The 12797-nt window shown below is 58.7% G+C and carries 10 protein-coding genes and 3 pseudogenes (1 of these 13 only partly in view); 9 read left to right on the forward strand and 4 right to left on the reverse strand.

What is annotated here, in order from left to right; genetic code table 11:
• Window positions 1-51: 51 nt before the first annotated feature.
• Window positions 52-827 (forward strand): annotated as a pseudogene (gene deoC, locus JN403_RS08245) (deoxyribose-phosphate aldolase).
• A gap of 188 nt (window positions 828-1015) precedes the next feature.
• On the opposite strand, the gene JN403_RS08250 reads toward deoC, so the two are convergent.
• From JN403_RS08250 to JN403_RS08260, 3 genes are all read right to left on the reverse strand, one after another.
• Complete coding sequence (locus tag JN403_RS08250) at window positions 1016-1294, reverse strand: TfoX/Sxy family protein (protein ID WP_122536975.1); 279 nt, start codon at window positions 1292-1294, stop codon at window positions 1016-1018.
• 240 nt (window positions 1295-1534) lie between these two features.
• Window positions 1535-1879, reverse strand: coding sequence for a pentapeptide repeat-containing protein (locus tag JN403_RS08255; protein WP_122623126.1), 345 nt, complete (start codon window positions 1877-1879; stop codon window positions 1535-1537).
• Between the two features lie 102 nt (window positions 1880-1981).
• The gene (locus JN403_RS08260; protein ID WP_205486703.1) at window positions 1982-3517 is read right to left on the reverse strand and encodes a bifunctional aminoglycoside phosphotransferase/ATP-binding protein; all 1536 of its coding nucleotides are present in this window, start codon (window positions 3515-3517) and stop codon (window positions 1982-1984) included.
• Between the two features lie 133 nt (window positions 3518-3650).
• On the opposite strand from JN403_RS08260, the pseudogene mrcB reads away from it, so the two are divergent.
• The 3 genes and pseudogenes from mrcB (at window position 3651) to JN403_RS08275 (ending at window position 7077) form a co-directional block, all read left to right on the forward strand.
• Window positions 3651-5969: pseudogene (gene mrcB / locus JN403_RS08265) on the forward strand (penicillin-binding protein 1B).
• Between the two features lie 31 nt (window positions 5970-6000).
• Window positions 6001-6755, forward strand: a pseudogene (locus JN403_RS08270) (hypothetical protein).
• Window positions 6748-7077 (forward strand): YqcC family protein, encoded by a 330-nt coding sequence (locus tag JN403_RS08275; RefSeq protein WP_122536980.1) that lies wholly within the window; start codon window positions 6748-6750, stop codon window positions 7075-7077. The pseudogene JN403_RS08270 and the gene JN403_RS08275 overlap by 8 nt, the downstream one beginning before the upstream one ends.
• A 3-nt stretch (window positions 7078-7080) precedes the next feature.
• Here JN403_RS08275 and JN403_RS08280 read toward each other — a convergent pair whose 3' ends face one another.
• Window positions 7081-7509: a DUF4124 domain-containing protein gene (locus tag JN403_RS08280; RefSeq protein WP_205486704.1), complete on the reverse strand. Its 429-nt coding sequence runs from the start codon at window positions 7507-7509 to the stop codon at window positions 7081-7083.
• A gap of 411 nt (window positions 7510-7920) precedes the next feature.
• Here JN403_RS08280 and JN403_RS08285 point away from each other — a divergent pair, with 411 nt between their 5' ends.
• The 5 genes from JN403_RS08285 to msrP form a co-directional block, all read left to right on the forward strand.
• Complete coding sequence (locus tag JN403_RS08285) at window positions 7921-9645, forward strand: acetolactate synthase 3 large subunit (RefSeq protein ID WP_205486705.1); 1725 nt, start codon at window positions 7921-7923, stop codon at window positions 9643-9645.
• Between the two features lie 2 nt (window positions 9646-9647).
• Window positions 9648-10139: an acetolactate synthase small subunit gene (gene ilvN / locus JN403_RS08290; RefSeq protein WP_093469284.1), complete on the forward strand. Its 492-nt coding sequence runs from the start codon at window positions 9648-9650 to the stop codon at window positions 10137-10139.
• 46 nt (window positions 10140-10185) lie between these two features.
• Window positions 10186-11202, forward strand: a complete 1017-nt coding sequence (gene ilvC / locus JN403_RS08295; RefSeq protein WP_205486706.1) for a ketol-acid reductoisomerase — start codon at window positions 10186-10188, stop codon at window positions 11200-11202.
• 148 nt (window positions 11203-11350) lie between these two features.
• A complete protein-coding gene (gene pssA / locus JN403_RS08300; RefSeq protein ID WP_122536982.1) occupies window positions 11351-12199 on the forward strand; it encodes a CDP-diacylglycerol--serine O-phosphatidyltransferase in 849 nt (282 codons plus the stop codon).
• A gap of 71 nt (window positions 12200-12270) precedes the next feature.
• Window positions 12271-12797, forward strand: the 5' portion of a protein-coding gene (gene msrP, locus JN403_RS08305) for a protein-methionine-sulfoxide reductase catalytic subunit MsrP (RefSeq protein ID WP_205486707.1). It continues 487 nt past the right edge of the window; the window shows 527 of its 1014 coding nt (coding positions 1-527); the start codon lies at window positions 12271-12273; the stop codon falls past the right edge of the window.

Here is a 12797-nt window from a genome sequence, read left to right on the forward strand (position 1 = left end):
ACAGCTCTTCTCGATTATCGTCGCCTCAAACAAAGGCATTGAGGGTGGGTAATGAACGACATAAATGCGGCGATTGACGTGCATGAGGTCGATGCGTCATTGGCGCAACTGGCTATTGGTCTGATGGAGTTGGCTTCATTGAATGCTGACGACACGCCGGAAAAGATTGTTGCCTTGTGTCATAGAGCACTGACGCCGGTCGGGCAGGTCGCCGCCATCTGCGTCATGCCCAGATTCGCAGGACTGGCGCGGCGCACGCTCGACAGCCTTCATGCGCGCGAGATCAAGGTCGTGGCAGCGGTTAACTTTCCGAGCGGTTCGGCTTCTGTCAGTTCAGCCGAGCTGGAAACCCAGGCGGCGATTCTTGCGGGGGCCGACGAAATTGATCTGGTTTACCCTTTTTATGCGTTGCTTGGCGGGGACAGGCAGATTGGCGCTGAGATCATCAATGCCTGCAAGACCAGGTGCGGTCGGGCAGCGTTGACCGTCACACTGGAAACCGGCGTGCTGCGTGATCCGCAGGTTATTCACGGCGCAAGCTGCGTGGCGATTGAGGAGGGCGCCAACTTTCTCAAAACCAGCACCGGCAAACACATCCTGAATGCAACGCCCCAGGCCAGCCGCATTTTGATCGCGGCCATCGCCGAGTCAGGCGCGCATGTGGGGATCAACGTTTCCGGCAATGTACGAACGCTCGATGAAGCGCGGGTGCATATGGATTTGGTCAAAGCGCGGTTTGGGCCGCGCTGGCGTGAGCAGGGAGATTGCGGCTCGGGGCTACCAGCCTGCTGGATGATCTGCTGATCCGCTTGGGCGTAGGCGCGTAAATCACGGGCAAAAAAGACCCGGCAAAGAGCCGGGTCAAAAACCGTGATTAGCCTGATGAGGAGATAATCTGAGAGTCCGAACCAAGGAGCCTTTCAGTTTATCGGCCAGTCTCGCGACCGGATGTGATAATCATAGTGATTCTCATTTGTAAGTCAACAGTGTTCTGCAGACTATTTGCTGTGCACGTTCAGCGTTCCCCTATTGCCCCAGGGCATGCATTCCTCAATTCGGTGTCCAGTGAGTCTTTGTATTCCTGAGACAGCTCGCTCCAAGGTCGATTCGACAACGCACCTTCGAGTGAATACAGCAGCGCTTTGGATGCTCGGAAGCCCCTGACCTGGACGGCCCGGTAGGCCTGGATTGCGCCAAGACGGCGCAGGTCGGCGATAGTGTGAATGCCCGCAGCGTGAAGCCATTGAACAGAGGTCTTCCCCAGGTTCTTCATCCCCAATAATTCATCGTCCATGATTGCAGCCCTTTCCAGTCATTCCATGTAATAACTTCTCCGTAGGCCCGACACAAACCGAAAAGGCGAGCCATGCCCTTGAGCGTAGACGCCCTCGAATCGCTCCGCAGAAAATCTCAGTGGAATACGGCACGCGCCGCCGAACGGTAGGGTCAACTGAGGAGGAAAGGCAAGCACGGGCCCGGCATGGCGGCGCATGCGGGGCGAGAAGTCAGGGCGGGGGTTAGTGGGGTGATGACGTCAGCGGGTGCGATAACGCAGGCGCGTACCGAAATTGACCGACATGAGGATTTCGTCAGCACTTAGCTCTGGCGGGAAGTACGCCCCGGATATCTGCGCGTGGGCGATGCTTGCACCCTCGAGCCTGGTTGTCCGGAAATCAACGCCACGCAGGTCCGCAGATCTGAAGTAGGCGTCGCTGAAATCGACCTCTTCAGCGTTGAGTTCACGCAGGTCCAGGCCGCGAAAATCTCCTCCAGACAGATCAACAGGTCCCTGTTTGGGCCGTTCGAGGTTGAAGGCGGTCACGTCGTCGTTTCGCAGTAGCGCGAACAGGGGCGAGTCAAGGTGCTTGGGCTGGTTCATTTGACGTCTCCTTTGTTGGAATTCTGACGCCACTATAATGCCACCAGTGTCGAGCCGTGAAGCGGTATCCTTCACGACTCGACCACTGGTGGGGGCGGGAAATCAGAGGCCCGGCAGGTGTTGACGAATGTCGGCGACCAGCTTGTCCAGATCGCCGCTGACGTTGGTCTCGACGTGCCGACTGCGCAGTATCTCGTCGGCAGTCAGCGCTTCGCGACTGGCCAGCTGCATTTCGATGACTTCCATGGTTGCGTCGGAAGGGTCCTGATTTTGCGCGCGACGCTGGGCCAGCCAACCTTCGATAACGGCTTTGGGCGCGGCGCAATCAATGATCAGAAACGGACTGCCTATCGCCTCGGCAATCTGCGCGGCCGACTGACGTTGCGCGAGCTTCAAATAGGTTGCATCGATGACCACCGGCAAGCCTGCTCGGAGCACGACACTCGCCAGCTCATTCAGACGTTGATACGTGGCCGCGCTGACGTCGGCGGAATACAGATCTTTATGGTCGGCGAATGCACGCTTGCGCTCGACATCTGAACGCAGGCGGATTGCACCAAGGGCTTCGACCAACCTCATCGCGACCTGACTTTTGCCGACCGCCGAAACGCCATGGGTGATGGCCAGGAAGTTGGACGGAATCGCGCTGTAGCTTTCGGCCAGGTTGGCGTAGTTGCGGTACTGGCGCAGTGTCGCGGCGCGCTGCACCTGATCGGCGTTGGCATTCAGGCTGAACAGCGCCACTTTGGCACGGACCATCGCGCGGTAGGCTTTGTAGAAATTGAGCAGTCGCAAGCCTTCGTAGTCGCCGGTCAGTTCCAGGTACTGGCTGACGAGTCGGCGCGACAGACTTTTCAGGCCGCGATCCTCAAGGTCCATGGCCAGGAAGCCGATGTCCGCATAGACATCCGTCATGCGGAAAGGCTCGTTGAACTCGATGCAGTCGAAAATCACGACCTTGCCATCGATCAGCGTTGCATTGCCCAAGTGGATGTCGCCATGGCATTCCCGAACGAAGCCGTCGAGCTTGCGCTGGTTCATCAGAGGCTTGAGGCGCTCGAAACTGGTGTTGGCCCATGCTTCCAGCGCTTCCAGCTGGATGAGATCAGATTTTTCGCTGAGGAAAGGCAGAATCTGCTCAAAGTTCTGCGTGACCGGCGCCATGGCACTGTTAGCGCTGCCGAGCGGATTTTCCATCGGCACCTTGGGCGACTTGAGATGAAATTCGGCGATCTGCCGGGCCATGTCGTCGATATGCGCCGTGGTCAACTCGCCTTTGGCTTGCAAAGTGCTGAGCAATCCGTCCTGCGGGAACTGACGCATTTTCAGCACGTACTCGATTGCTTCGCCTTCACCATTCAACTGCGGGGCTTCGATGCTGCCGGTGATGGGCAGTACTTCCAGGTACAGATTGTCTGTCAGGCGCTGGTTCAGCATCAGCTCCTGCTCACAGAAATGCTGGCGCGCTGGCAGGCTGGTGAAGTCCAGAAAGCCGAAATTGACCGGCTTCTTCATCTTGTAAACGTACGGGCCGGTGAGCAGTACCCAGGAAATATGCGTCTCGATGACCTGAAATTCTTCGACCGGGTGAGGAAACAGGGCGGGGTTTTGCAACGCGGCTATCAGTGTCTGGCTCACGGACGATCCTTGAAAGGTGATAAGTCGATAGAGAAGTAGCGAAAGGCGGCCATTATGGCCGCTGGAGACAATGCTGCAAACCGCTTAAAGGGCGGTCTGTCGGGGGCTTTGAAAGTGCGTATAATCCGCCGCCATGACCCGATCCCGCTCCCCGAAAAAATCCCCCAAACCCACCAACAGCCGCCTGCGCAGCCTGTTGGGCTGGGCCCTGAAACTCAGTCTTGTCGGGCTGGTGATCCTTGGCTGCTTCGCCGTTTACCTGGATTCCATCGTCCAGGAGAAATTCTCCGGCAAGCGCTGGACCATTCCGGCCAAGGTCTATGCACGGCCACTGGAGCTGTTCGTCGGCCAGAAGCTTTCACGCGATGACTTCCTTCTGGAGCTCGATGCGCTGGGCTATCGCCGCGAAGGCGTGGCCAATGGGCCGGGCGCTGCTGCGGTCAACGGCAATACTGTCGACCTCAACACCCGTGGTTTCCAGTTTTATGAAGGCGCTGATCCGGCCCAGCAGATTCATGTGCGCTTCTCCGGCGATTACGTCGCTGAACTGACCGCCGCCAATGGTGCCAAGCTGGCTGTCGCACGGCTTGAGCCCTTGATGATCGGCGGCTTGTACCCGAAAAATCTCGAAGACCGGATTCTGATCAAACTCGATCAGGCGCCGCCTTATTTGCTCGACACGCTCGTCACCGTCGAAGACCGCGATTTCTACCATCACTTCGGCGTATCCCCGAAGGGGATCGTGCGCGCTTTCTGGATCAACGCCTCCGCTGGCCAGATGCGCCAGGGCGGATCGACGCTGACTCAGCAACTGGTCAAGAACTTCTACCTGACCAACGAGCGCAGCATCACCCGCAAGCTGACCGAAGCGATGATGGCTGTTCTGCTGGAGATCCATTACAGCAAGCAGGAGATTCTCGAGGCCTACCTCAACGAAGTGTTCGTGGGCCAGGACGGTCAGCGTGCGGTCCACGGCTTTGGTCTGGCGAGTCAGTATTTCTTCAGCCAGCCGCTGTCGGAGCTGAAGCTGCATCAGGTCGCCTTGCTGGTCGGTCTGGTCAAGGGGCCTTCGTATTACAACCCGCGCCGCAATCCTGACCGTGCGCTGGAGCGGCGTAATCTGGTTCTCGATCTGCTCGAGCAGCAGGGTATCGCCACGCCGGAAGTGGTTGCGGCGGCGAAAAAATGCCGCTGGGCGTGACCAAAACCGGTTCACTGGCCGACAGTTCGTTCCCGGACTTCCTTGACTTGGTCAAACGCCAGTTGCGTCAGGACTACCGCGACGAAGACTTGACCGAAGAGGGCCTGCGGATCTTCACCAGCTTTGATCCGATTCTGCAGATGAAATCCGAAGCCGCCGTGCGCGAAAGCTTCGCCAAGATATCTGGCCGCAAAGGCGCCGACGAGATGGAAACGGCTATGGTCGTGACCAACCCGGAAACCGGCGAAGTCCAGGCGCTGATTGGTAGTCGACAAGCGGGCTTCGCGGGGTTCAACCGAGCGCTGGATGCTGTACGGCCGATTGGGTCGTTGGTCAAGCCGGCCATCTACCTCACCGCTCTCGAACGCCCGCAACAATACACCCTGACCAGTTGGATTCCGGACGAGCCCTTCCAGGTGAAAGGCGCCGACGGCCAGATCTGGAAACCGCAGAACTACGATCACAAAGCCCACGGCAACATTTTCCTGTATCAGGGCCTGGCGCATTCCTACAACCTGTCCAGCGCCAAGCTGGGTCTGGATCTGGGCATACCCAACGTCTTCAAAACCCTGACCAAACTGGGCGTCACCCGCGAGTGGCCTGCTTTCCCGTCGATGCTCCTGGGTGCTGGCGCTCTGACGCCGATCGAAGTGGCGACGATGTACCAGACTATCGCCAGTGGCGGCTTCAACACGCCGTTGCGCGGGATCCGCAGCGTACTGACCGCCGAAGGGGAGCCGCTCAAGCGCTACCCTTTCCAGATTCAGCAACGTTTTGACCCGGGCTCGATCTATCTCTTGCAGAACGCCATGCAGCGGGTGATGCGCGAAGGCACGGGTAAGTCGGTGTACAACGTGCTGCCAGGCACGCTGAATCTGGCGGGTAAATCGGGCACCACCAACGATTCGCGCGACAGCTGGTTTGCCGGTTTCAGTCAGGACTTGCTGGCAATCGTCTGGATGGGACGCGACGACAACGGCAAGACGCCGTTTACTGGGGCCACCGGCGCATTGCAGATCTGGACCAGCTTCATGAAGAAGGCCGATCCGCTGCCACTGGACATGGCGATGCCCGATAACGTCGTACAGGCCTGGGTCAATGCCAGTACTGGCGAAGGCACCGACGCCAGCTGCCCGAACGCCGTACAGATGCCGTATATTCGCGGCAGTGAGCCGCAACCCGGCCCGACCTGCGGGGGCTACAGCGCCTGCCGATTCGGTAATGGACTGGGTCAAGGGCTGGTTGAATTAAGCCTGGTTGAATCAAGCAAAGAGGATGTGACGTGAACAAGTGGTGGATTCCGGCTGTAACGGCTCTGGCTTTGCTCAACGGTTGTGCGTCCCAGACGCGCAGTGCAATTCCGGTGGTGGATTCAGGGTCACGCGTTTCGAATGGCGAACGCGTTTCGTCGACACGCAGCAACACCTACCGCGCGCCGGTGCAGGCGCCAGCGCAGTCGCAGACGATTCAGGAAGATTCCGGTGTCACGGTCATGGTGCCCGGCGGCGCCAATGCCAGTGGTGCACCTATTTCCACATTCGTGCCACCCACCACGGCGCCGATCAGCACGGCACCGATCAATACGGCGCCGGTTAATCAGGCCCCGGTAAACAACCCGTACACACCGCCACCAGCCAACAGTAATACCTACAACATGCCAGCGTCGGCGCCGACTGGCATTCCCTCTGCGTCCAGCGGCGGATTGTCGGAAGACGAGCAACTGGATGGGCCCGTGCTGGCGCTGCTGACAACCGCTCAGCAACAGCAGTCCGGCGGTGATCTTAACGGCGCATCATCGAGCCTTGAGCGTGCGCAACGTGTTGCCCCCGTGAGCCGCAGGTCCTTTACCGTCTGGCGCAAGTACGCCTGGCTCAGGGCGATGCGCCTCAGGCTGAGCAATTAGCCCGTCGCGCTCTGACCTACGCCAACGGTCGCGCCAGCCTTCAAGCAAGTCTTTGGGGATTGATTGCCCAATCGCGTGAGAAGCAGGGCGACGCCGCCGGTGCAGCGCTGGCACGGCAGAAAGCCAATGGATAAACGCTTTCCGAAAATTGCCGACCAGTTGCTGTTGATCGAGCGCGAATTGCGCGTGCTGGGATGGTGGAAGGACGTGCCGCCCAGCGATGAGTCGCTGTCCAGCCGTGAACCCTTCTGTGTCGACACGCTGGACTTTGACCAGTGGCTGCAATGGATCTTCCTGCCGCGCATGAAGATCATCCTCGAGCAGGACATGCCGTTGCCTACGGCATCTGGCATCCTGGAAATGGCGGAGATGGTCTACGCCAGCCGTATTCGTGAAGCGCGCAACCTCCTGGCGCTGCTGAAGGACTTCGATCGGTTGATCACCGAGGCTGTTTGACCCTTAGTTGCATTGATCGTCGAGGTATTTCTTGACCTCGGCGATGCGTGCCTGCCGCTCTTCTTCCGTGAACCGCCTTAGCTCGCCATCCACCTCCTGTCGTACCCGCGGATTGTTCTGCAGTTGCGCGAGGCTGGTTCGCTGTTCGTCGCACGCCTCTTTGCGCTTGGCCTCCTGAGCGGCAACCTGCTTCCTGACTTTGGCATCGACTGCTTCCTGCTCCCGAGCGCCATCTTGATTCTGCGGCGGCGGGGCAGGGGGCGCGGCGACAGGGCTCCCTGTATTGATTTCCTGTGCGGTCTGCCCGGCGGGCGGCTGGGCGTCGAAATGCGTTACGCCCTGAGCGTCGACCCATTTGTATATCTGCGCGGCCTGTCCGACCGCCGGGGCGACGGCAAGTGTCAGCGTCGCCGCAAGAATCATCCAGCGCATTCCCGGTTCCTTACTTCTGTGGCAATGGCCGGAAACCTATCACAAGCGGGACGCCACGACCTCATTCGGTGCCTTTTGGCGGGCGGCGGACGAAGAAAGCGCATCGATGACTTGACTTGAGAGGGGCGAATCCCAACAATCCAAAGCTCGCTGTAGAAGGACTGCCAGAAGCAGACCGTCTCGGTAGATCATGAGGCGCACACCCGCGCCGACCCGTAACACCCGCAACGCGTTACCTCGCGCTGGGTGGGAAGACCCCGAAACACTTAAAGGGGCGATCCCAATACTTGCTCAGTCAGTGCTGACGTAGTCGGCGACCACCGTCGCTCATGCTCTGCTTTGCAGTAAACCTATTAAGACCCGTCTCCTCGCTTGTGTGGACGGTATTCTGGCGTTTTAGAGGTGAACAACGTGGAGCTTTTATCTGGCGCTGAAATGGTCGTCCGCTTTTTGCGTGACGAAGGCGTAGAGCACATCTACGGGTACCCTGGCGGTGCCCTCCTGCATATATACGACGCGCTGTTCAAAGAACCGGCTGTGAGCCACATCCTCGTTCGTCACGAACAGGCGGCGACTCACATGGCTGACGGCTACGCCCGCGCCACCGGCAAGGCAGGCGTTGTGCTGGTGACTTCAGGTCCCGGCGCAACCAACGCCATTACTGGTATCGCGACCGCCTACATGGACTCGATTCCGATGGTGGTGCTGTCCGGCCAGGTTCCTAGCAACATGGTCGGTACCGACGCGTTCCAGGAGACCGACATGATCGGTATCTCCCGGCCGATCGTGAAGCACAGCTTCATGATCAAGCACCCGTCGGAAATCCCGGAAGTCTTGAAAAAAGCGTTCTACCTCGCTCAATCCGGTCGTCCTGGTCCTGTCGTCGTCGATATCCCGAAAGACATGACCAACCCGGCGGAAAAGTTCGAATACATCTTCCCCAAGAAAGCCAAGCTGCGCTCCTACAGCCCGGCGGTCCGTGGCCACTCTGGACAGATCCGCAAGGCCGTGGAAATGCTGGTGGCGGCCAAACGCCCGGTCATCTACGCCGGTGGCGGCGTGATCATGGGCAACGGTTCGGCGCCATTGACCGAACTGGCGCAGCAATTGAACGCCCCGGTCACCAATACGCTGATGGGGTTGGGTGCCTACCCGGGCACTGATCGCCAGTTCGTCGGCATGTTGGGCATGCATGGCAGCTACACCGCCAACCTGGCGATGCACCACGCCGACGTGATTCTTGCGGTCGGCGCGCGTTTCGACGATCGCGTGATCAATGGCCCGGCGAAGTTCTGCCCGAACGCCAAAATCATTCACGTCGACATCGACCCGGCATCCATCTCCAAGACCATCAAGGCCGACGTGCCCATTGTCGGGCCGGTTGAGAGCGTGCTGACCGAAATGGTTGCGACCCTCAAAGAGCTTGCCGAAACCCCTAACAAGGAGTCGGTCGAGACGTGGTGGAAGCAGATCGAAGAATGGCGCGCCGGCGGCGACCTGTTTCCGTACAACCGTGGCGACGGAACCGTCATCAAGCCGCAGACCGTGATCGAGACGCTGTGTGAAGTGACCAAAGGCGATGCCTACGTCACCTCCGACGTGGGTCAGCACCAGATGTTCGCGGCTCAGTACTATCGCTTCAACAAACCCAATCGCTGGATCAACTCCGGCGGTCTCGGCACGATGGGCTTTGGCCTGCCTGCCGCGATGGGCGTTGCGCTGAGTTTCCCGAATGACAATGTCGCCTGCGTCACCGGCGAAGGCAGTATTCAGATGAACATTCAGGAACTGTCGACCTGCCTGCAATACAACCTGCCGGTAAAGATCATCCTGCTCAACAACGGCGTGCTCGGCATGGTCCGTCAGTGGCAGGACATGAGTTACAGCGGCCGTCACTCTCATTCCTACATGGAGTCGCTGCCTGACTTCGTCAAATTGGTCGAGGCATACGGTCATGTCGGCATGCGCATCACCGACCTGAAAGACCTGAAGCCGATGATGGAAGAAGCGTTCGCCATGAAGGATCGCCTGGTATTCCTTGATATCAAGGTCGATGTCGGCGAGCACGTCTATCCGATGCAGATCAGAGACGGGTCCATGCGCGACATGTGGCTGAGCAAGACGGAGCGGACATAACCATGCGCCACATTATTTCGCTATTGCTGGAAAACGAACCGGGTGCGCTGTCTCGTGTGGTTGGCCTGTTTTCCCAGCGCAACTACAACATCGAAAGCCTGACAGTGGCGCCAACCGAGGACCCGACCCTGTCGCGTCTGACGCTGACCACTGTTGGTCATGATGAAGTGATCGAGCAAATCACCAAGAACCTCAACAAGCTGGTCGAAGTGGTCAAGCTGGTGGACCTGTCGGAAAGCGCCCACATCGAGCGCGAGCTGATGCTGATCAAGGTGAAGGCCACCGGCGCACAGCGTGCCGAGATCAAGCGCACCACCGACATTTTCCGCGGCCAGATCGTGGATGTTTCCAGCAGCGTCTATACCGTGCAGTTGACCGGGACAAGCGACAAGCTGGACAGCTTCATCCAGGCGATTGGCACCACGGCCATTCTGGAAACCGTACGCAGCGGCGTTACCGGCATAGCCCGCGGCGACAAAGTGCTGAGCATCTAACCTAATTTTGCAAAGGGCCTTGCGGCCACGTTATCAGGGGAATTTCATGAAAGTTTATTACGACAAAGACTGCGACCTTTCGATCATCCAGGGCAAAAAAGTTGCCATCATCGGTTACGGTTCCCAGGGCCACGCTCAGGCGTGCAACCTGAAAGACTCCGGCGTTGATGTCACTGTTGGCCTGCGCAAGGGTTCGGCTACTGTCGCCAAAGCTGAAGCTCACGGCCTGAAAGTGACCGACGTGGCTTCCGCTGTCGCCGCTGCAGATCTGGTCATGATCCTGACCCCGGACGAATTCCAGTCCCAGCTGTACAAGAACGAAATCGAGCCGAACATCAAGAAGGGCGCAACACTGGCCTTCTCCCACGGCTTCGCGATTCACTACAATCAGGTTGTCCCGCGTGCCGACCTCGACGTGATCATGATCGCGCCAAAGGCACCGGGCCACACCGTGCGCACCGAGTTTGTCAAAGGCGGTGGCATCCCTGACCTGATCGCCGTTTACCAGGACGCCTCTGGCAACGCCAAGAACGTCGCTCTGTCGTACGCCTCGGGTGTTGGCGGCGGCCGTACCGGTATCATCGAAACCACGTTCAAGGACGAGACCGAAACCGACCTGTTCGGCGAGCAAGCCGTTCTGTGTGGCGGTACCGTTGAGCTGGTCAAGGCCGGTTTCGAGACTTTGGTTGAAGCCGGTTATGCGCCGGAAATGGCCTACTTCGAATGCCTGCACGAACTGAAGCTGATCGTTGACCTCATGTACGAAGGCGGTATCGCCAACATGAACTACTCGATCTCCAACAACGCCGAATACGGCGAGTACGTGACCGGCCCGGAGGTCATCAATGCCGAATCCCGTCAGGCCATGCGCAACGCTCTGAAGCGCATCCAGGACGGCGAGTACGCGAAGATGTTCATCGCCGAGGGTGCCAGCGGCTACCCGTCGATGACCGCCAGGCGTCGTAACAACAAGGCGCATGGCCTGGAAATCATCGGTGAGCAACTGCGCTCGATGATGCCTTGGATCGCGAAGAACAAGATCGTCGACCAAGCCAAGAACTAAGATCACAGATCAGCTTCTTGCATGAAAAAACGCGGCCCTCGGGTCGCGTTTTTTCGTTATGGGGGCTCATCTGGTATAAAGCTGCATCGTTTGTCGGCCCCGAGGCCACAAGCATTTGTCGAAATTATTCAGCTGCAAGGTATTGTCCATGAGCGAACGTCCCGAAGAGCCGAACAAGGCTTCTGACGCCGAAAGCCTGCTACCGATCGATGAACACATTGAAGAGGGCCATGACGACGAGGGGCGCAAGGTGCGCCATCGCGGCATCTATCTGCTGCCCAATCTGTTCACCACCGCCAACCTGTTCGCCGGCTTCTACGCAATCATCAGCGCCATGAGTGCGCAAAGTGCGCTGAGTGCGGGTGATCAGGCGAGCGCGAGCAAATACTTCGCGTTTTCCGCCATCGCTATCTTCGTTGCCATGGTCCTGGATGGTCTGGATGGCCGGGTCGCGCGGATGACCAACACTCAGAGCGCTTTCGGTGCAGAGTACGACTCGCTGTCCGACATGGTTGCTTTCGGCGTGGCGCCAGCACTGTTGGCGTTTGGCTGGGCGCTGGGTGACATGGGCAAGGTCGGCTGGATGGTCGCTTTCATCTATGTGGCGGGTGCGGCGTTGCGTCTGGCCCGCTTCAATACCCAAGTGGGCAAGGCCGACAAGCGCTACTTCATCGGCCTGGCAAGTCCCGCCGCCGCGGGCGTTGTAGCAGGCACCGTTTGGGCATTCAGCGATTACGGCATTCAGGGCTCGAAACTGTCGTTCCTGGTCGCGCTATTGGTTGCAGCCGCCGGGATGCTGATGGTCAGCAACATCAAATACAACAGCTTCAAGGAGTTGGATCTCAAGGGGCGCGTGCCGTTTGTTGCCATCCTGGCGGTGGTTCTGGTATTTGCCGTGGTGTTCAGTGATCCGCCGCGTATTCTGCTGCTGATATTCCTCGGCTATGCAGCATCTGGCCCCATCCAATACCTGCTGCGTCTACGTCGCCAGAGGTAGTTAGTCGGCCTGCATTTCCCGCATACTCCGCAGCTATAGATGCTTCAGTTCTCCATAGCTGCGGAGTCATCATGCTGATCAAGATCCCCTCTCCATCCGATTGCAAAGAGTCGGATGTCACGCCCGAATCCTTTTATCTCTCCCGTCGCGCATTGCTTGGCAGCTCACTTGCAGGGCTCGCCGTGAGCGCGATGCCTGGCTGGGCCCAAGCCGGTGAAGCCTCTCGCTACGCCGACGTCGAAGCCGGCGCTGCCCCTGCCTGGTTTAAAGACAAGCTATCTAGCACGAAGTGGCAAGCCGTCACCGTCAAGGACGAGGCAATCACGCCGTTCAAAGATGCGACCCACTACAACAACTTTTACGAGTTTGGCACCGACAAGGGCGATCCTGCGCAAAACGCCGGCTCCTTGAAAACCGAGCCGTGGAGCGTGGTTATTGACGGGGAGGTCGGCAAGCCTGGCCGCTACGCGCTTGAAGACTTCATGAAGCCTCATCAACTGGAAGAGCGTATCTATCGTCTGCGCTGTGTCGAGGCGTGGTCGATGGTGATTCCATGGTTGGGTTTCCCCATCTCCGAACTGCTCAAACAGGTCGAGCC

This window comes from Pseudomonas sp. 15A4 (assembly GCF_016925575.1).
Classification (GTDB): Bacteria; Pseudomonadota; Gammaproteobacteria; order Pseudomonadales; family Pseudomonadaceae; genus Aquipseudomonas.